The organism is Parafrankia sp. BMG5.11 (assembly GCF_004337455.1).
Window position 1 is genome coordinate 15,945 of record NZ_SJXI01000159.1, and the last position, 19,253, is coordinate 35,197.

The 19,253-nt window shown below is 68.0% G+C and carries 15 protein-coding genes and 1 pseudogene; 13 read left to right on the plus strand and 3 right to left on the minus strand.

What is annotated here, in order from left to right; translation table 11 throughout:
- The first annotated feature begins 2 nt into the window (after positions 1-2).
- Genes E0504_RS48320 through E0504_RS48330 form a run of 3 tightly spaced genes read left to right on the plus strand, consistent with a single transcriptional unit; the run spans position 3 to position 3,522 of the window.
- On the plus strand, positions 3-1,178 hold the full coding sequence (locus E0504_RS48320) for a PLP-dependent cysteine synthase family protein (RefSeq protein WP_165938871.1): 1,176 nt from the start codon (positions 3-5) through the stop codon (positions 1,176-1,178).
- Positions 1,175-2,533, plus strand: a complete 1,359-nt coding sequence (locus tag E0504_RS48325; RefSeq protein WP_131627932.1) for an MFS transporter — start codon at positions 1,175-1,177, stop codon at positions 2,531-2,533. The genes E0504_RS48320 and E0504_RS48325 overlap by 4 nt, the downstream gene beginning before the upstream one ends.
- Positions 2,530-3,522 carry a pyridoxal-phosphate dependent enzyme gene (locus E0504_RS48330; protein WP_112107632.1) on the plus strand — a complete coding sequence of 331 codons (993 nt, stop codon included), beginning with the start codon at positions 2,530-2,532 and terminating at the stop codon, positions 3,520-3,522. The genes E0504_RS48325 and E0504_RS48330 overlap by 4 nt, the downstream gene beginning before the upstream one ends.
- A 346-nt stretch (positions 3,523-3,868) precedes the next feature.
- Here the strand turns inward: E0504_RS48330 and E0504_RS54820 are convergent, their stop codons facing one another.
- The gene (locus tag E0504_RS54820) at positions 3,869-4,078 is read right to left on the minus strand and encodes a LytR C-terminal domain-containing protein (protein ID WP_112107633.1); all 210 of its coding nucleotides are present in this window, start codon (positions 4,076-4,078) and stop codon (positions 3,869-3,871) included.
- Between the two features lie 104 nt (positions 4,079-4,182).
- Entirely contained in the window at positions 4,183-5,586 is a 1,404-nt protein-coding gene (locus E0504_RS48340; protein ID WP_243657987.1) for a WD40 repeat domain-containing protein, read from the minus strand.
- A 333-nt stretch (positions 5,587-5,919) separates the two neighbouring features.
- Between E0504_RS48340 and E0504_RS53895 the strand changes: the two genes are divergently transcribed.
- The 9 genes and pseudogenes from E0504_RS53895 (at position 5,920) to E0504_RS48380 (ending at position 14,548) form a co-directional block, all read left to right on the plus strand.
- Complete coding sequence (locus E0504_RS53895) at positions 5,920-6,045, plus strand: hypothetical protein (RefSeq protein ID WP_255565722.1); 126 nt, start codon at positions 5,920-5,922, stop codon at positions 6,043-6,045.
- Positions 6,046-6,346: 301 nt separating this feature from the next.
- A pseudogene (locus E0504_RS48345) lies at positions 6,347-7,529 on the plus strand (IS3 family transposase).
- Positions 7,530-8,096: 567 nt separating this feature from the next.
- Positions 8,097-8,306 (plus strand): DUF2933 domain-containing protein, encoded by a 210-nt coding sequence (locus E0504_RS48350; RefSeq protein ID WP_112107636.1) that lies wholly within the window; start codon positions 8,097-8,099, stop codon positions 8,304-8,306.
- Between the two features lie 282 nt (positions 8,307-8,588).
- Entirely contained in the window at positions 8,589-9,368 is a 780-nt protein-coding gene (locus tag E0504_RS48355; protein WP_112107637.1) for a PspA/IM30 family protein, read from the plus strand.
- The gene (locus E0504_RS48360; RefSeq protein WP_112107638.1) at positions 9,365-9,643 is read left to right on the plus strand and encodes a hypothetical protein; all 279 of its coding nucleotides are present in this window, start codon (positions 9,365-9,367) and stop codon (positions 9,641-9,643) included. Before E0504_RS48355 ends, E0504_RS48360 begins: the two co-directional genes overlap by 4 nt.
- Positions 9,644-9,653: 10 nt before the next feature.
- Entirely contained in the window at positions 9,654-10,583 is a 930-nt protein-coding gene (gene htpX / locus E0504_RS48365; protein ID WP_112107639.1) for a zinc metalloprotease HtpX, read from the plus strand.
- An 11-nt stretch (positions 10,584-10,594) separates the two neighbouring features.
- Positions 10,595-11,194 (plus strand): hypothetical protein, encoded by a 600-nt coding sequence (locus tag E0504_RS48370; protein WP_112107640.1) that lies wholly within the window; start codon positions 10,595-10,597, stop codon positions 11,192-11,194.
- A 248-nt stretch (positions 11,195-11,442) separates the two neighbouring features.
- Positions 11,443-11,895, plus strand: coding sequence for a hypothetical protein (locus E0504_RS48375; RefSeq protein ID WP_207974733.1), 453 nt, complete (start codon positions 11,443-11,445; stop codon positions 11,893-11,895).
- Positions 11,896-11,926: 31 nt separating this feature from the next.
- On the plus strand, positions 11,927-14,548 hold the full coding sequence (locus E0504_RS48380) for a heavy metal translocating P-type ATPase (RefSeq protein ID WP_112104914.1): 2,622 nt from the start codon (positions 11,927-11,929) through the stop codon (positions 14,546-14,548).
- 464 nt (positions 14,549-15,012) lie between these two features.
- Here E0504_RS48380 and E0504_RS48385 read toward each other — a convergent pair whose 3' ends face one another.
- Complete coding sequence (locus E0504_RS48385; RefSeq protein ID WP_112104915.1) at positions 15,013-17,154, minus strand: SpoIIE family protein phosphatase; 2,142 nt, start codon at positions 17,152-17,154, stop codon at positions 15,013-15,015.
- 1,104 nt (positions 17,155-18,258) lie between these two features.
- On the opposite strand from E0504_RS48385, the gene E0504_RS48395 reads away from it, so the two are divergent.
- Positions 18,259-19,149 (plus strand): DNA-processing protein DprA, encoded by an 891-nt coding sequence (locus tag E0504_RS48395; RefSeq protein WP_112104916.1) that lies wholly within the window; start codon positions 18,259-18,261, stop codon positions 19,147-19,149.
- Positions 19,150-19,253 lie beyond the last annotated feature (104 nt).

The window sequence follows — 19,253 nt, forward strand, 5'->3', positions numbered from 1 at the left end:
TGATGAGCGTTCGTTCTCATGCTGCTGTTGTCACGCAACGTGCGTTGCCCCTGTCCGAGCAGGTGGTGCCGTCCTCAGCTCGGCTGGTGCTGCCCTCACCCGCAACGCCGTGTCACACCCCTGCGGGGGCAGTGGGCAATACGCCGGTGTTGTGGATCGACGAGCCATTCACCGACGACGGGCGGGGTTTCTGGGCCAAGCTGGAGGGCCACAACCCTGGCGGGATCAAGGACCGTCCCGCGCTGCATATGGTGGAGTGCGCCCGTCGACGTGGCCAGCTGGCCCCGGGTGCGCGGATCGTGGAGTCCACCAGCGGCACCATGGGGCTGGGGCTGGCGCTAGCCGGCATCGTCTACGGACATCCAGTCACCCTGGTCAGCGACCCGGGCATGGAACCGATGATGGTGCACATGCTCGGCGCCTACGGCGCCGACGTCGACATTGTGACCGAGCCAGATCCCGTCGGTGGGTGGCAAGAGGCGCGACGTCGCCGGGTGCGTCAGCTGCTGGACACTGATCCCGGTGCCTGGTGCCCGGACCAATACCACAACCCTGACAACATCACCGCCTACGAGCCACTGGCGGTCGAGCTGGTGGCGCAGCTGGGGCGGGTGGACGTGCTAGTCGCCAGTGTGGGCACCGGTGGGCACTCCGCCGGGGTCAGCCGGATGCTGCGCGAGTTCTGCCCACGGTTGCGGCTGGTGGGGGTGGATACCGTGGGATCCGCCATCTTCGGTCAGCCTGCCGCTTCCCGCATGATGCGCGGCTTGGGCAGCAGCATCTACCCCCACAACATCGCCTACTCGGCGTTCGACGAGGTGCACTGGGTCAACGCCACCGAAGCGGTATGGACCTGCCGGGCGCTGGCCGCACACCACTACGCCAGCGGCGGCTGGAGCGTGGGGGCGGTCGGCCTGGTCGCTGGATGGCTGGCGCGGAGGCTGCCACCGGAAACCCGCATCGCGGCAATCTTTCCCGACGGGCCGCACCGCTATTTCGACACCGTCTACAGCGATACGTTCTGCGACACTCACGACCTGCTCGGGCGGCCTCCCGCTGACGATCCCGACCACATCACCCACCCCGCGGACCAGGTCGTGAAACGGTGGACACGCTGCACGACCGTGGTTGATCCGGTCACCGATGCGCGTCTAACCCACCTGGGTGCCCGGCGATGACGGGCACATGGAGGCAGTTCCGCTCCTTTCCGGGCAGTGTGCGGCTGCTGGTAGTCAACCAGTTCGGCATCAATCTCGGCTTCTACATGCTCATGCCCTACCTGGCCAACCACCTTGCCGGTGGACTGGGCATGGCCGCGTGGACGGTAGGGCTGGTCCTGGGGGTACGCACGCTGAGCCAGCAGGGTCTGTTCCTGCTCGGCGGCACCCTGGCCGACCGGCTCGGCTACAAGCCAATGATCATCGCTGGGTGCGGGCTGCGCGCGGTGGGCTTCGGCCTACTGGGAGTGGTGGAAACACTGCCTGCAGTGCTGGCCGCCTCGGTGGCCACCGGACTGGCCGGGGCGTTGTTCAACCCGGCGGTGCGCGCCTACCTCGCCGCGGACGCTGGGGAACGCCGCGTGGAGGCGTTCGCGGTGTTCAACGTCTTCTATCAGGCCGGGATCCTCATCGGACCGGTGGTCGGACTGGCCCTGATCATGCTGGACTTCCGCGTGGTGTGCCTTACCGCCGCAGTCATCTTCGCCGCCCTGACGATCCTGCAACTGCGGTCGTTGCCCACGCGGGTTCCCGACCGCGGCACCCAGCACGCCACCGGGGTGGCCGGGGTGCTGGCCGACTGGCGGGTGGTGGTCGGCAACCGGGCCTTCCTCCTGTTCTCCCTGGCGATGATCACCTCGTATGTCCTGTCCGCGCAGATCTACCTGGCCCTGCCTCTGCAGGCCGGGCGTGTGCTGGGTGGGGACGGTGGGAACGCAGGCAGCAGCGTGCTGTTCGCCACCTCGGCAGTGGTGGCGATCCTGGGACAGGTACGGCTGACCGCATGGGCCAAAGCCCGCTTCAGTCCCGGCCGATCGGTCACCACCGGCGTGGCGTTGATGAGCGCGGCGTTTGTGCCACTGGTACTCACCGCACACCTGGCCCCCACCACACCGACGACCATGCCTCGAGCGGCGCTGGCGCTGGCGCCCGCGGTGGTCACCACGGTCCTGCTGACTTTGGGCACCGCGATCGCCTACCCCTTCGAGATGGACACCATCGTCGTGCTAGCCGACGGTCGTCTGGTAGCCACGCACTACGGCTTCTATAACACCCTGTCCGGTATTGGCATCACCGCCGGCAACCTGGCCACCGGCATGGTGTGGGATGTAGGCCTGTCCAGCGGCCGGCCGTGGTTGGTGTGGACCGCCTTGGCGGTCACCGGTACGGCGGGCACCATAGCTCTGGTAGCGCTGCTGCGTAGCGGCCATCTGCCCTCCCGCGTCCCGCCCGTACCGGCCGCTGGAACCTCTTTGCCCACCATGCGCACCGTTCCTACCATGCGCGGTATTAGCCGGAAGGCACCTAACCGATGAGCACCCCGCTGGTACCGGCCATCGAGCAGGCCGTGACCCTGGACCACATACGTGCCGCCGCAGCGCGCCTAGCCGCGGTCGCCGTGACCACACCCGTCATGCGCGCCCCCGTCCTGGACGACCACACCGGCGGGCAAGTGCTGGTCAAATGCGAGAATCTGCAGCGCACCGGTTCGTTCAAGTTCCGTGGCGCTTACAACGCCCTGGCCTGCCTACCTCCGGAGCGGCTTACCCGCGGAGTTATTGCGTTCTCATCAGGCAACCACGCACTGGCCGTAGCCATCGCCGCCGCCATGCTCAACACCACAGCGCTGATCGTGATGCCCGCCGACGCCCCACCGACCAAACTCGCCGCGGTCAAGCACCTCGGCGCGACCGTGGTGACCTTCGACCGCTACTCCGACGACCGCTTCGCCCTGACCAACCAGCTGGCCGCCGAGCGCGATCTCACCCTCATCCCGCCCTACGACCACCACGACGTCATCGCCGGCGCGGCTACCACCACTTTGCAGCTACTGGAACAGACCGGCCCTGTGGACGTGCTGGTCCTCCCCCTGGGAGGCGGAGGACAACTCGCCGGAGCAGGCGTGGTCACCGCCGCGCTCAGCCCCCACACCCGCCTGATCGGCGTGGAGACCGCCACAGGCGACAAGAACCGCCGATCGCTGCAGGCGGGCCGGCGGGTACGAATCCCGGTACCCCGCACCATCGCCGACGGCGTCACCGGCGAGATTCCCGGCGAGCTGACCTTCCCCCTCATCCAACAGCACGTCGATGAAATCCTCGTCGTCGACGACAAGGAGATCACCACAGCCCTCGCCGTGCTGTTCGACCAGCTGAAACTGGTCGTCGAACCCAGCGGCGCACTCGCCACCGCCGCGGTACTGGCCGGACGAGTGAACGCCCAAGGACAGCGAACGGCGGTGGTGCTCTCCGGCGGCAACATCAACCTTGCCCGACTCCACAGCCTGCTCCAGCCCACTCGTTAAACCAGGCCAGCCACTCGACCGCCTGCGTCTACGGCCGCCACGCCGGCCCGGAGGGAAGCACAGAACAATAATGCGCCGTACTATCAATCACGGACGCGGGAGATGGACTGCGTTCAGTACACACATGAATAGGACTCACCGTCTGGAGCGGTAGTTGGCGCGGCCTGGTAGGGGCACAGGCGACAGACATGGTCAGACCCACCTGCCGCCAATATGGCGGGTGGGACCGGAGCATCGGTAAGAACAACGAACCCACGATTAATTAGACTCCGGCGACAGAAGGCTCGGGGATCAGCTCCCGTCCGGGATGTAACCGTGCAACTGTTTCGCCTTCTCACCCTCATCCTCACCGTACAGGATACGGGAGGTTATATAGATAGTTGCCGGCAGCGGTGTTGCCCATGTTGGCGGCTGGAACTCCTTTTGCCGTGAGCTGCTCGACGGTTCTGGCCGCCAGGCCGCTTATCCCACTACCGTTGAATACCGACACCCGGGTAAGAGTGTTTCCATTCTGCTCGCCAACCCTACCCTTCAGGATCAACCCCCGCTGTACCACCGAGCGGCGTTAGGATCTTCTCGAAGTCCTGGCGGCTGTAGAATCTCACCGGGATCAGAGCTGACGCATGACCGATTGAGAGCGCCCGGCGCTTGGCGCTGCGGTCAGCATGGCGCCTCATAGGGAACGCCGGGCACTACGGCCTTCCATTCAGCCTCGGTGAGCCGGTTCGCGTCCTCGTCGCAGGCGGCACCAACCAGCGGGCCGGCGTCCAGATCCCATAGCCGGGCTGTGTTGTCCCAGCTACCTGTGGCGAGTAGCCGGCCGTTTGGACTGAATGCCAGATCGTAGACGGAGTTGGTGTGGCCGGTGAGGACGGCCAGGGAATCGTCGATGGCACCTCGTGCGGTGGAATCCCACACTCGTGCAGTGTGGTCCTCGCTCCTGGTGGCCAAGAGCCGCCCGTCCGGGCTGAACACAGGCCCATAGACGCCACCGGTGTGGCCGGTGAGGGTGGCCAGCGGCTGAACCTGGCCCCGGGCGGTGGCATCCCACAGCCGAGCGGTGCCGTCGGTGCTGCTGGTGGCCAGGAACCGGCCGTCCGGGCTGAACGCCACGTCGGTGACGCTGCTGGTGTGGCCGTTGAGGGTGGCCAGCGGTTCGTTGACGGCACCCCGGGCGGTGGCATCCCACAGCCGAGCGGTGCCGTCGGTGCTGCTGGTGGCCAGGAACCGGCCGTCCGGGCTGAACGCCACGTCGGAGACACTGCCGGCATAGCCGGTGAGGGTGGCCAGCGGTTCGTCGACGGCACCCCGGGCGGTGACATCCCACACCTGAGCGGTGCCGTCCCAGCTGCTCGTGGCGAGTAGACGCCCGTCCGGGCTGAACACCACACCGTTGACACGGCCAGCGGTGAGGGTGGCCAGGGGTTGGTCAGCCCCGCCTCGGGTGGTGGTGTCCCACAGTTGGACGGTGCCATCGATACTGCTGGTGGCCAGGAACCGGCCGTCCGGGCTGAACGCCACGTCGGTGACGCCGTCGGTGTGGCCGGTGAGGGTGGCCAGCGGTTCGTCGACGGCACCCCGGGCGGTGGCATCCCACAGCCGAGCGGTGCCGTCGATGCTCCTGGTGGCCAGGAGTCGGCCGTCCGGGCTGAACGCTGCCCCGTAGAGGCCACCGGTGTGGCCGGTGAGGACGGCCAGGGGTTCGCTGACGGCACCCTGTGCGGTGGCATCCCACAGCCGAGCCGTGCCGTCGATACTGCTCGTGGCCAGGAGCCCACCGTCCGGACTGAACGCCACATCGCTCACGCCATCGGTGTGACCGGTGAGAGTAGCCAGCGGCCGGTCGCCGGAGGCTAGCAGGTGCAGCACGATGTTCTGGGCTTGTGGGGTGGGGGCGGTGCGGTAGGCGGCGATCGCGAGCCGGCGAGCGAGATCTGGCCGGTCGGTGGCGATCTTCACTGCTTCGGCAGCCAGCCGCTGTGACACCGCCTGCGGAGCGCTGCTGGCACCCTCAGCACGGTCAAACTGCCACACCACCACTGCCACCACGACTACCACCAGCACAGCCAAGGCCCGGGGCACCACCATCCCCCGCCGCAACGGCCCGCGCTGCCACGACCGAACCCGTCCCCGCACGCCGCTCACACCCTCACTACCAGCTTCCACCACGACAGTGTCGCCGTCGACAGACAGGGGTTGGAATAGGGCCGGTGACCCGACGGATCGCGTCGTCAGCGTGCGCCCGCAGCCCGGCCCAGGCAGTCCAACCCGCCCCGCTCCTCAGCATTGCTACTATCGACTGTAGGAGATGTGGTTCAGGATGGGAGCGGGGCGGTGGACTCCGAGGAGGACCTTGGGCGTGCCCTTGCCCTACTCGGGCCGCTGGAAGCTCGGACCATGAGGTTGGTGTGGACCGCTCAGGTGGTGGCCCGCTATGGGCAGGCGACGCTGAGCGCGTTCGCCACCCGGCTCGCCGAGATGCCCCCCGAACAACGCCGCCGGCTGGAAGAGCTGCACGGGTGAGCATCCGGCTGCAGGTCACCGAGCCGCGCCGGAACCACATCGTCGTTCATCGGCGGAAGCATCGTGGTGCCGTCGCTCGCCCCGATGATACATGCCTGGGTCAGCCCGCAGCTGGGACAGCCCGTGGGGCTCTACAGCGCAGAGGACCCCGTATTCACCCTCGCCACCAGAGGTAAGACGGCGCACACATCACAGCTACGACGCGAGCAAATACTATTTCGTGTAGGAGATATGAGGTGGGCCCCGTTCTTCGGACAGTGATCCCTATAGGGGATAATTGATCCGTAAACGGAGGAGATCAATGAGTCAGTCACGCAGGCGATACACACCCGAATATAAGGACGAGGCGGTTAAACTCGTCATCGATTCGGGTCGTCCCACATCGGCGGTCGCGAAGGATCTCGGTATCAACGAGGGAACGTTGGGGAGCTGGGTCGCGGCCTGGCGGCGGGCACACCAAGGCGAAGAAGAACCGTTGTCGATGTCCGAACGGGCCCGACTCCGCGAGCTGGAGAAGGAGAACCGGGAACTCCGGATGGAGCGCGAGTTCCTCTCAAAAGCGACCGCCTTCTTCGCGCAACGCCATCAGTGACCGACAAGTACGAACTGATCGCCGCGGAGAAGGACAACTACCCGGTACGCAAGATGTGCCAGTGGCTCGCCGTGTCGACATCCGGTTTCTACGACTGGTCCCGGCGGCCAGCGTCGGCCCGGACCCGCCGGCACACCACCCTCGACACCCACGTGCGGGCGGTGTTCGCCGCCTCCCGCCAGACCTACGGCGCCCGGCGGATCGCCGCCGCCCTGACCGCCTCCGGCCTGCGTGTCTCAGCCCGTCTCGCCCGGCGGATCATGCGCCGTGCAGGGCTGGAAGCCTGCCAGCCCAGGGCCTACCGCCGCACCACCATCCCCGGCCAGGCCCCGCCGCCCGCCGACCACGTCCGCCGCGACTTCACCGCCACCCGCCCGGGCGAGAAGCTCGTCGGGGACATCACCTACATCCGCACCGGCGAAGGATGGCTCTACCTCGCCACCGTCATCGACCTCTACTCCCGGAAAGTCGCCGGCTGGTCGATGGCCACCCACCTGCGCACCGAGCTCATCATCGACGCGTTCACCATGGCCACCTCCCGCACCGCCCTCACCCCGAACACTGTTTTCCACTCCGATCGAGGCGCGCAAACCGATATACGTCGGATGCCTACCATCGCGCCCTGAAACGCCACGGCGCGCGCCCGTCGGTCGACGCTACCGGAGTGTGCTGGGACAACTCCGCCGCGGAGTCGTTCTTTGGAACACTCAAGAACGAACTCGTCCACCGGGAAACCTATCCGACCCGCCGCGCCGCCCGTACCGCGATCGCCGAGTACATCGAAGTCTCCTACAACCGGCAGCGACTCCACTCCACGCTCGGCTACCGCACCCCAGAACACATCGAGCGCACATACCACGCAGCCCAGACCTCAGTGAAGGAAGCAGCATAAAGCTGCTATAGTCCGTCTACGTCCGTGTCCGAGAAACGGGCAGCACCTCACACCACGAGTGAACCGGCGCAGGCGACACCGGTCGCCATGAGCCGAGTGAATAGCTTCACAGATCCCCCCAATCCGACAGTGACGCTGTGTAACTCGAGGGGAACGTAACAGGGGGTGGGGCATGACCGCCGACCGCGGACCACGCTTCACTCGGAAGGTGTGAGTAACCGTTTCCTGAATACCTGGGCCGTTCGTGATCAACCAGCGCTGCTCGGACCACGGCGAGGAAGGTCGGGCGAGAGCAGCGACCGCCTGTCTGACGCCAGACGTCGGTCCCATGACCGGCGGTGTGCCGGGAAGCCTGGTCGGCGGTGCGAGCCCCTCCGCCTGTGTAGCCACGGCGGCCTGCCCAAAATGCACTCGTCGCTACACCTGTACCCGTTCCTACGGGAACCGTGGTAGGTCCTTCGGCCCCCGCTGCCCTGCGCATCGGCCCCTCTGCCGCGACGCCAAGTTCCCTGCTCCCCCGGAGCATGCTGGGAAAGACTGACATAGGACGGACACGGAGGAGGACCGATGAGGAAGAACCTGCCGGTATACGCACTGGCCGCAGCGATCGTCATTGCTGTTGTGGTTGTCATCGGAGTGCCTACTACGGCGCTGTTGGCGCTCCTGCTCGTGGCCGGCTGCCCACTGATGATGCTCTTCATGATGCGCCATATGGACGACCCGGTGGACACTCATCGCCACCGAGACGGCGAACAACGCCCTCCCACCCCTCGGTAACAAGCGGAACTCGAGGTGACGGCGACCGCCCCGGCGCCCCGGAAGGTATCCAGCTCCGCTGCTCGATCAGTCGCCGGGGTGGGCACGGGCGCTGCCCGGGTACGACTCGGTCCGTGTCCTGCTCGACGGCCCGTGCGCGGCGGCGGATGGCCTGCCGATGCCGTCAGGAGGAGGAGTCGACATGACCAGGATCAAGTCTTCGGCGGTAGACGATTTGCCGGGGGTAGATCTCTCGCACGGCCGGAGGCCGGGGTTCCCGAGTTTCCAGGAGGGAAGGCGCAGATGAGCCTCAGCCGACGGCTGGCACTGGTGTTCAGGACCAAGGCCAGCAAGATGTTGGACCGTGCCGAGGACCCACGCGAGGTCCTCGACTACTCCTATCAGCGCCAGCTCGAACTGTTGCAGCAGGTCCGCCGCGGAGTTGCCGACGTCGCCACCAGCCGCAAGCGGTTGGAGTTGCAGGTTCAGCAGCTGCGGGGGTCCGCGGACAGGCTGTCGGAGCAGGCCCGGCAGGCGGTCGCCACGGGCCGGGACGACCTGGCCCGGGAGGCCCTGAGCCGTCGTGCCGGAGTCACCGGGCAGGTCCAGGAGCTCGAGCAGCAGCACGCGTCCCTGCAGGCAGAGGAAGAACGGCTCACCCTCGCGGCGCAGCGGCTGCAGGCCAAGGTCGAGGCGTTCCGGACCCGCAAGGAAACGATCAAGGCGACGTACACCGCGGCCGAGGCACAGACGAAGATCGGCGAGGCGGTCGCCGGCGTCTCCGAGGAGATGGGCGACGTCGGGCTGGCGGTCCAGCGGGCCGAGGACAAGACTCAGCAGATGCAGGCCCGAGCGGGTGCGATCGACGAGCTGCTCGCCTCCGGGGCGCTGGATGACGCGACCGCGGGCGGTCCGCGTGACGACATCCAGGCCGAGCTGGACCGGCTGTCGGCGTCGTCCGACGTGGAGCGGGAGCTGGCCGCGATCAAGGGTGCGCTGCCGGCCGGGAACCGACCGCGAGCGATCGGGAGCGCCCAACCGAGCGGCTCACGGCAGGGAACGCGCCCGGAGAGACAGTCATGATCGTACGCATCCTGGGTGAGGGGCAGTTCGACGTCCCCGACAGCGAGCTGAACACTCTGAATGTCCTGGACGAACGGCTGGTGACGGCCATCGAGGCCGGCGACGAGACGGGTTTCCGTGCCGCCGCCCGCGCGTTGCTCGGCCACGTCCGCGAAGTCGGGTCAACGCCGCCGGCGGACCGGCTGGCACCCTCCGACCTGGTCCTCCCGCCAGCCGATGCGACGCTCGCCGAGGTCCGCGGGCTGCTCGGCGACGAGGGCCTGGTCCCGGGCTGAGAAGGCAGCCATGACTGTGAACGCGCCGCGGCGGTTCTCCGCCGACCACGGGCTGACCGCCCGGATGCTGGTGACCGTCTTCCTGCTCGGACTGATCTACGTCGCCTTCGTCGCCGTCCTGATCTCGCTCGGCGTGTCAACGGTCCTGGTCATCGTGATCGCCGGAGGCCTGCTGTTCACCCAGTACTGGTTCTCCGACCGCATCGCGCTGTACGCGATGGGCGGCCGGGTGGTGACGCCGGAGCAGGCACCGCAGCTGCACGGCGTCATCGATCGGCTGTGCGCGCTGTCCGGCGCACCCAAGCCGGCGGTGGCGGTCGCGGACGTCGACGTACCCAACGCCTTCGCCACCGGCCGGAGCCAGCGGCGGGCCGTGGTCTGCGTCACGACCGGGCTGCTGCGGCGGCTGGACACCGACGAACTCGAGGGGGTGCTGTCCCACGAGCTGTCCCACGTCGCGCACCGGGATGTGGCCGTCATGACCGTGGCCTCGTTCCTCGGGGTACTCGCAGGTCTGATCACCAGGTTCGGTCTCTACTCCGGCATGTTCGGCGGGTTCGGCCGCTCCCAGGACGACGACGAGGACAACGGCGCGCTCGTCGTGCTCGTCGTCGTGCTCGCCTCGACCGTGGTCTATGTGCTGTCCTTCCTCCTGACCAGGGCGCTCTCCCGCTACCGGGAACTCGCCGCGGACCGCTCGGGAGCGATGCTCACCGGACGACCGTCGACGCTGGCATCGGCACTGGTCAAGATCACCGGAGAGATGTCGCGCATCCCGACCCGGGACCTGCGCGCCGCCGAGCCGTTCAACGCCTTCTTCTTCGCCCCGGCGGCGGCCGGGGGATTCAGCCTGTCCTCGCTGTTCTCCACCCATCCACCGCTCGACACCCGGTTGACGCAGCTCGCCCGGCTGTCCGCCGAACTCGGCGAAGCCAGGTAGCGGGCCGGCAGATGCGGATCCTGGACGTTCTGCTGGGCCGGTCCCGACCGGTACCACCGAACCTCGACCGGCTGTTCGCCCTGCCCGCGGCGGCCGTCACCCTGCAGGTGTCCTCGCCATGGCGGCCCGTCGGCGTCGGATCGGTCTGTATCAAGGCGGCGGAGGGGGGCTCGTTCGCCGGCCTGCAGCAGGAGATCGATCGCCTGCTCGCCCTGGACGGCGCCAGGTACGAACGCCGAACCGACGCCTTCGGCTACGTCTGGCTGATTCGACGGACCTCGGACGACGACCTCGCCGGGTTGGTCACCGACCTGCACGCGGCCAACTCGGCCCTGACCGACGCCGGCTTCGGCCCCGCGCTGCTGTGCACGGTCGTCGCGTTCTCCGACGGCACCCGACCGCTGGGACTGATCTACCTCTACAAGCGAGGCAACTGGTACCCGTTCGCCCCGCTGGGCGACCAGCGTCGCGACAATCCGACCGAGCTGGAAGTCAGGGCCGTCCTGGCTGGCGACCTGCCGATCGAGCCCGACCTGTCCTGTTGGTTCCCGGTCTGGGGAGCTCCCGGACTCGACGAACAGGACAACCCGCAAACATCCACCCAGGGCTGACCGGAAGCCCCTGGGCGGGACCTGGACTCCCCTGTGTCGCCTCTCCGGGTGGCGGCCGGGGTGCCGCGTCGACCGTGCCGGCGGTGACGTTCATCCGGACGCGGTCGGGACTCAGCAGGTACCCCACCCCGGTAACAGGGCCGGCGCCGGGGTAGGTCAGGAACAAGAACCTGCTGATTCACGGATGAGCAGCGCGGGAGGGTGATGGTGATGACCTTGCAGGGCCGGAGTCGGGGCGGAGGCCGGCCATGACCAGGACAGCCCGGCAGGATCGGCGTGCGGTTCCGGTCGAGCCCGACGTACGACACGGTCAGGAGATCCCTCGACCGGTGGAGCAGGCCAGCCGGGGGCGGCTCCGGGCAGCGTGGAATGCCCTCGTCGGCGTGATTGGTGGTGTGGTCGGGCTGGCTCCGCACGTGCTGCACCACATCGGTTTCCTGGCTGGCGCCGCGCTTGTCGCCGGCGCCGCCGGCACTGTGCTGTTCGGCGCGGTGGGACTGCTGCTCTCGGTGCCGTTCCTGCTCCGCCTACGCCGCCGGTTCGGCACCTGGCGAGCCCCGGCTATCGCCCTGGTGGTGTTCGCCGCGATGTTCTCGATCTCCGCGTTCGTAATCGGGCCGGCGATCAACAGTGACGGTGACACTCCCGTACCCCGGAGCCCTTCGCCAACCGACACCGTCGACCACGACAGCCACCACTAGCACCTCACCCCTGGCAGGGAAGTGAGCGGACATGATTCCCACCGTCGTCCTCGCGGCACTGGCCCTGACGGGGTTCCTCGCCTGGTTCTTCTTCGGCCCGAAACACGCGCAGCGCACCGAGCTGCATCACGGCGTGCAGCGGGCGACGGTCGTCGTGGCGGGCGGCTACTCCCCGAACCTCATCCACGCCCGTCCCGGCATCCCCCTGCAACTGACCTTCGACCGGCGCGAAGGCGGGGACTGCACCTCTCACGTCGTGTTCCCCGACTTCGGCATCAACGCGGCTCTACCCGCGTACGCGACCACCACGGTCGAGCTGACACCCGACCGGCCCGGTCGCTTCGGGTTCGCCTGCGGGATGAACATGGTGCACGGCACTCTGCTCGTCGGACCCGACGGCGCTGGCAGCTCTCCCGCCGGCGGCGAGACAACCCGGGTCGACGCGACGACCGAACCGCACCGAGGGCAGACCGTGGCTCCGGAGCCCGCCGACCTCGACACCGAAACCGCTGCTCGCCAGACTGAGATCAGGGACCTGACCCGGCGCGTCGTTGTCGGCGCGGTGCTGAGCCTCCCGGTCGTCGTCGCCGTGATGGCCGCGGACCTGTTCCACGCGACCTGGGTACCCGAGGCGCTGATGAACCGGTGGCTGCAACTGGCGTTGATCGCCCCGGTCATGGCCTACACGGGCTGGCCGATCCACCGCACCGGCTGGCTCGCGCTGCGCCACCGCGGCGCCGACATGAACAGCCTGATCACGCTTGGCACCACGGCCGCGTTCGGCTACAGCACGCTGGTCACCGTCGCGCCCGGCATCTTCCCAGCCGATGTCCGTGATGTGTACTTCGAAGCGGTCGGCGTCATCCTCACGCTCATCCTGCTCGGCCGGCTGCTGGAAACACGGGCGAAGGCCGGCACCGGCCAGGCCATCCGCAGCCTGATCGGCCTGCAGGCCCACACCGCCCGCCTGCTCCGCGACGGAGCGCAGATCGACGTACCGATCGAGGACGTGCTACCCGGCGACACCGTGCTGGTCCGCCCCGGGGAGAAGATCCCGGTCGACGGCGAGGTCATCGACGGACGATCCACGGTGGACGAGTCCATGGTCACTGGTGAGCCGATGCCGGTCACCAAGCAGGCCGGTGACACTGTGATCGGCGCGACGATCAACCAGACCGGGGCGTTCCGGTTCCGGGCCACCAAGGTCGGCCGCGACACCATGCTCGCCCAGATCATCCGCCTCGTGCAGCAGGCACAGGCATCCAGGGCACCGATCCAGCGGCTGGCCGACCTGATCTCCGGCTACTTCGTCCCCGCGGTCGTCGTCATCGCGATCTGGACGTTCGTCGTCTGGCTGCTCGCCGGACCGCAACCGGCCCTCACCCTCGCGCTCGTCTCGGCGGTCGCAGTCCTGATCATCGCCTGCCCCTGCGCACTCGGACTCGCCACACCGCTGTCCATCATGGTCGCCACCGGCAAGGGCGCCAGCCAGGGCATCCTGATCCGCTCCGCCGAAGCTCTGGAGACCGCGCACAAACTCGACACCATCGTCCTGGACAAGACCGGCACCATCACCCAGGGGCATCCCACGCTCACCGACATCCTGCCCACCGCCGGTATGGACGAGACCCTTCTGCTACACCTCGTCGCCACCGCCGAAAACGCGTCCGAACACCCGCTCGCCGCCGCCATCGTCGCCAGCGCGACCAGCCGCGGAATCCCCCTCACCGAACCGACCGGCTTCGACTCGGTCACCGGTAAAGGAATCCGCGCGACCGTCGACGGCCACGAGGTCCTCATCGGCAACCCGGGCCTGCTCACCGCCGCAGGCATCGACCCCACCTCGTTCGAAGCGGACACGATCCGGCTGTCCGAAGACGGCAAGACGGCCATGGTCGTGGCTGTCGACGGGCACCCGGCCGGTGTGATCGGCGTGGCCGACACCATCAAACCCGACTCCACCCAGGCGATCGCCGAACTCCACCGGCTCGGCCTCGACGTCATCATGATCACAGGTGACGGGCGGCGGACCGCCGCCGCCATCGCCCGCCAGGTCGGCATCGACCGGACACTCGCCGAGGTCCTCCCCGAACACAAGGCCCACGAAATACAGCGACTACAAGGCGAACACCGCAGAGTCGCCATGGTCGGCGACGGCATCAACGACGCCCCCGCCCTCGCCCAGGCCGACGTCGGCTGCGCCATCGGCACCGGCACCGACGTCGCGATCGAGGCCAGCGACATCACCCTCGTCTCCGGCTCACTCACCGGCCTGGTCACCGCCATCCGGCTGTCCCGGGCGACGATGCGCAACATCCGCCAGAACCTCTTCCTCGCCTTCGTCTACAACATCGTCGGAATCCCGATCGCGGCCGGGGTGCTCTACCCCTTCTTCGAGATCCGGCTCAGCCCCGTCATCGCCGCCGCCGCCATGGCACTGTCCTCCCTCTCCGTCGTCACCAACGCCAACCGACTACGCCACTTCACCCCACCACCACCCGACACCACGGCGACCCCGACACCGACCGAACCCACCGTCGAGACAGGAACGACCGTCGGACCCACCACGCACGCCGCACACGCCACTTCGACCGAACCGTTCACGGACCCCGTCTGCGGCATGCGCATCAACCCGAACAGCCCACACACCTAAAACAGATCACGGAAAATCCCGTGCTTCTGCGCCGCGCACCGACTCGACACGTTCGCCGCCAACCATGACATAAGCCGCGCACCCCACCCACACTGCGGGCCGCCAGATGCTGGCTCTTGACGCAGGACGGCACGATCATCATTCCGTTCCGTGGTGGCAGACATTGTGGCACCCGGGTTCCGCAGCGGGTGGGCACACAGGCAGCCGCAAACCTCGGATGACCTGTGGAAACGCAGGTCATCCTGCCAGTATGACGTGTGCCCAAACCCGACCCAGGTGGGCGATCAGCAGCTCTGACGTGAGGTGCGGGACTGTTTCAAGATCGGTGTTTCCGGCCCGACACGCCGGGGTGAGTAGACCGATCCCGGAATGCCGATGTCGGCGCTTGTCCGCCGGGCGGACACCTGTTCGCCGCCGACGAGGCGCTGCTCTTCGCCACCTCGACCGCCAGCCCGTCCTCGCCCTTATTCTGACAGTGACTTATCCGCGCAGGTCAGGTCGAGTTCGAACCAGACTGTCTTCCCGGTGCGGGTGGGACGAGCTCCCCACTGGGTGGCGAGTTGGGCGACAAGCTGAAGCCCGCGGCCGCCCTCGTCATCGGCGGAAGGGTTCAGCAGGCGCGGCACCCGGCTGTCGCCATCGGCGATTTCGACGTAGAGGGCGTGGCGACCGCGGCGTAGCGTCAGGTCGCTGGGGGTCTTCGCGTACCGGATGGCGTTCGTGACGAGCTCGCTGACGAGGAGCTCCACAAGATCGACGCTGTCGGTGAGCTCCCATTGCCGCAACGCGGCAACGGTGGTGTCGCGGGCGGCTTTGACGGCCCGCGGATCGGGCTCCACGGTGGTTGTCCAGGTGGTGGCGCGCGCGGTGGCGCGGACGAGGAGGAGCGCGACGTCGTCGTCGTAACCGCCGCTGCGGTCGATGAGGGTGAGCAGCCGCTCGGCCGTGGCGGGCAAGCTGCCGGTGGCGACGAGGGCCGCCTGCAACTGGCGGACACCCTGACCGATGTCAATCTTCGGGGATTCGATGAGTCCGTCGGTGTAGAGGGCGAGGGTGCTGCCTGCCGGGAACGGGTACCGAACTTCGGTGCACGGTGGGCCGCCAATGCCGAGGATGATTCCTTCCGGCTCCTCCAGCAGCCGAGCGTCTGTGTACGCATCGACGATGGCGGGTGGGAGGTGACCGGCGTTGGCGACGGTGATGCTGGCGGTCGCCGGCTCGAAGATTGCGTAGACGCAGCTGACGAGGGCACCGTCCGGCCCGGCACCGATGTTCTGCACCAGGCTGTCGAGGTGCGTCAGGACGTCCGCTGCCGGGAGGTCGAGGGCGGCGAAGGCACGGACCGCGGCGCGGACCTGGCCCATCACAGCGGCGGCGGCCAGGCCACGGCCCATCACGTCGCCGATGACGAGGGCGACCCGGCCGGCCGACAGCGGCACGATGTCGAACCAGTCGCCGCCGACCTCGGTTCCTGCCGTGCCGGGCTCGTAGCGCCATTCGATGTCCAGACCCTCGACGGCCGGCAGCCCGCCGGGCAGCAGCCCGCGTTGCAGGGTGATTGCGGCCGTGCGCTGTCGGTCGAAGGCGCGGGCGTTGGCGACGGCATTGGCGATCCGACTGCCGAGCTCCGCCGCGGTCTGCACGTCGTACTCGGTGTAGGTCCGCCCGGACGGCCCGAGACCGAGGTACACCGAACCGTGGTATTCGTTGCCGACCAGCAGCGGGACAGTGATTGCGGTGCGAACGGCGATGTATTCGAAGTGCTCATCCCGCTGCGGGTGATCGACGCTGGCGATCACCCGCTCGTCGACGTCGAAGAGGACCGGACGGCGGGTGGCGAGGGAACGGTGCGCCGGGTTGTCCTGATCGACATAGGTGATGGCGGAAGGCAGGAGCTGGTGGGCCTCCGGCGGCGGCAGCAACGGCGTGTTCCCAGCGACGGTGAGACGCAGCGGCAGCCGGGCCGGCGGGGCTGTCGCGTCCAGCGGCTCCTCGGTGAGGTACAGGTCGCAGTTGTCGGCGAACTCGGGAACGATGAGCTCGACCATCCCCTCCAGCGTCGCCGTCAGGTCCAGTGAGGCTCCGATCAACCCACTGGCCCGGCCCAGCAGCCGCAACCGCTGTTCCACCTTGTCTCGCGCGGCCTCCGCCCGCCGCTGGTCGGTCACGTCCACCAGGGCGACGCCCACCGCCGCGACGGACCCGTCCCCGCCGCGGAGCGGATAGTGGGACACCCGCCAAGTCCGCTGCCCTGGCCGGGGGGCAGGAGTGGAACCGGTGATCTCCACGTTGAGGATGGGCTCGCCGGTGGCAAGGACCTGACGGATCACCTCCCAGGCCCCGGGGTGGACGTCGGGGAGTAACTCGCTCAACGGTCGTTGCCCGATGTCGTCGACGGACAACCCATTGATGGCTCGCATCGCGCGGTTCATCTGGCGTACCCGCAGCTTCCGGTCAGTGATCAGCAGGCCGATCGGGGCCAGCTCGAACAGCTGCGAGGTGAACAGCCCGGTCTCGGACCCGGGCGGAGCGCCCGGGTCAGTTCCGTCGGGTGGATCCAGAGCGGCGGCCGAGTTCTCGCGACCGTGCCGGGCAGATCCGCCCATGTCACCAGTCACCACCGGACCGAACGTCTGGCACCCAGAAGCCGTTGCAGGGCCTGCTTCGCGGTACGGGCGCACGACAGCAACGAAAAGCGGCGGGTGGCGGGCGGACAACCGTACAAATGGTCACCCAAGCGCCATCCCGGTTCACCACAAGAACGCCCATGCCCAGTGCGCTGCCACCGAAACACATGATCGATTCCGCGGTCCGTGGCCTGCGCGCTGAAGCACGCGAGCAAGGCACGCACGTCGGCCATCTTCACCTCGGCGGGGACGATGCCTGATCAGGATCGGCGAGATGCATCGGGCACCACCACCGAAGACATCTCGATGTTGCACAGGTCGGTCAGTTTGACGACGACCTCGGTGCCCGAGAGCCGCACGTCGACGATGGGTTCGCCGGGGTCGCATCACGCGGAAGGTACGTCACCGCTCGACGACGGACCCACTTTATCGGTGAGGCTCACCGGGAGACCTGGCCAGCGACTGTTCCGCGGACGGGCACCGGGCAGGCGGACGTCCCAGCCCTTCCCGCTCGGGGGCAGGATGTTTCCGCCGGCCCATCCCAACAGCATCGCCTCCGCCTCGGGCGGGGGCGACGGGTCAGTTCATCGGTTCAGCGCTGCGCTGACAGCGGTAGCGACATGATCCGGACCGACACGAGCATTCTCGACGCGGGCTGGGGGTGCTCCTCGCGATCCTGCGCGCCAAGGCTGAGAGTGCCGGACGGGTGTCGTCGAGGTCAGCCCCGCCGACACGTACCGCACTCGCGCCGTCTGCGGTCGCTGTGCCGCGGAGAACCGCAGGACACAGGCCGAGTTCGCCTGTCACATGACGACGCCCGGGGTGTCGGTCAGGTACGCGACGACCTTGGCGCGTACCTGACGGTCGTCTTCGCCGCGAGGACGAAGACGTGACAGGCCCCGACGGGCCAACCACCACGACCGAGAGGGCCGGGCGTGCGATAGGCTCCAACGTCGAACGTGCGTTCGAAGAGTGTGGTGTGATCCAGGGAGCCTACGGAGACCACATGATCTGTCTCGTGCTGTGTGGATCCGCGGTCCCCCGGTTCGAGCGCCGATGAGTCCGCAGCTAGGGTCGCCAAACATGGACCGTCTGACGGAGCATGCGGCGCTGCTCACGCTTCTTCGCGGCCGCCGCCGTCAGTGGGGGCTCGTCGCTGACGAGGTCGAGGAGACCGGCAGCGCGCTGCGTGTGCTCGAAGCCGACACGAACGGGGACCAGGGCGACCTCTTCGAAGGGTTCTCGGACGGGATAAGCGCTGCCCTGGACGCGGCACGCGAGACGCTGCTCGGGTGGGACGCGCAAGGCATTCGAGTAGTCACGCTGCTTGATGCGGACTATCCAGCGCAGCTGCTCACCGTCCACCAGCGCCCTCCCTTCCTGTTCTTCCGGGGCCGGATGAGCCCGGACGACGCCGCCGGGGTCGCCGTGGTCGGTACCCGCTCGGCCTCGGCGGAGGGGCTGCGCCGTGCCGAGGAGATCGCCGCCGGGCTTGCCCGGCGGGGCCGCGTCGTCATCAGCGGACTCGCCGCCGGCGTCGACACGGCTGCGCACAGCGCCGCCCTGCGCGAGCGCGGCCGCACCGTCGCCGTCATCGGAACAGGGCTCCTCAAGTCCTATCCCCGAGAGAACGCGCCTCTTCAGGAGAAGCTGGCTCGCGAACAGCTGGTGCTGTCACAGTTCTGGCCGGAGTCCCCGCCGACCAAGACAAGCTTCCTGATGCGCAACGGTGTGATGAGCGGATACGCCGCCGCGACGGTCGTGGTGGAAGCGCCGGAGAAAAGCGGCGCCCGGACACAGGCACGGCTCGCACTCGAACACGGCCGGCCTGTCTTTCTCCTGGACACGGTCATGGTGCACGAGTGGGCGCAGGAGTACGCTCAACGTCCAGGTGTCACCGTCGTGAGTAGCGTCGAGGAAGTCTTGAGCCTGCTGGACGAGCTGACTGTGTCCCCGGACACGGTAGTCTGGTGACCTCACCGCGCCGTGCCCGCACAGTAGTCGAGGTCTCCGACCCCTACGCCAACTATCTCCTTCAGGTTCCTCCCTCCGGAGACAATGCCGTGAAGCGTAGTTTG

What these genes read in the sequence shown, in the direction of transcription:
- E0504_RS48320 (WP_165938871.1), top strand. Translation starts at nt 3, where the DNA reads ATGAGCGTTCGTTCTCATGCTGCTGTTGTCACGCAACGTGCGTTGCCC.
- E0504_RS48325 (WP_131627932.1), top strand. Translation starts at nt 1,175, where the DNA reads ATGACGGGCACATGGAGGCAGTTCCGCTCCTTTCCGGGCAGTGTGCGG.
- E0504_RS48330 (WP_112107632.1), top strand. Translation starts at nt 2,530, where the DNA reads ATGAGCACCCCGCTGGTACCGGCCATCGAGCAGGCCGTGACCCTGGAC.
- E0504_RS53895 (WP_255565722.1), top strand. Translation starts at nt 5,920, where the DNA reads ATGAGGTTGGTGTGGACCGCTCAGGTGGTGGCCCGCTATGGGCAGGCG.
- E0504_RS48350 (WP_112107636.1), top strand. Translation starts at nt 8,097, where the DNA reads ATGAGGAAGAACCTGCCGGTATACGCACTGGCCGCAGCGATCGTCATT.
- E0504_RS48355 (WP_112107637.1), top strand. Translation starts at nt 8,589, where the DNA reads ATGAGCCTCAGCCGACGGCTGGCACTGGTGTTCAGGACCAAGGCCAGC.
- E0504_RS48360 (WP_112107638.1), top strand. Translation starts at nt 9,365, where the DNA reads ATGATCGTACGCATCCTGGGTGAGGGGCAGTTCGACGTCCCCGACAGC.
- htpX (WP_112107639.1), top strand. Translation starts at nt 9,654, where the DNA reads ATGACTGTGAACGCGCCGCGGCGGTTCTCCGCCGACCACGGGCTGACC.
- E0504_RS48370 (WP_112107640.1), top strand. Translation starts at nt 10,595, where the DNA reads ATGCGGATCCTGGACGTTCTGCTGGGCCGGTCCCGACCGGTACCACCG.
- E0504_RS48375 (WP_207974733.1), top strand. Translation starts at nt 11,443, where the DNA reads ATGACCAGGACAGCCCGGCAGGATCGGCGTGCGGTTCCGGTCGAGCCC.
- E0504_RS48380 (WP_112104914.1), top strand. Translation starts at nt 11,927, where the DNA reads ATGATTCCCACCGTCGTCCTCGCGGCACTGGCCCTGACGGGGTTCCTC.
- E0504_RS48385 (WP_112104915.1), bottom strand. Translation starts at nt 17,154, where the DNA reads ATGGGCGGATCTGCCCGGCACGGTCGCGAGAACTCGGCCGCCGCTCTG.
- E0504_RS48395 (WP_112104916.1), top strand. Translation starts at nt 18,259, where the DNA reads ATGGACCGTCTGACGGAGCATGCGGCGCTGCTCACGCTTCTTCGCGGC.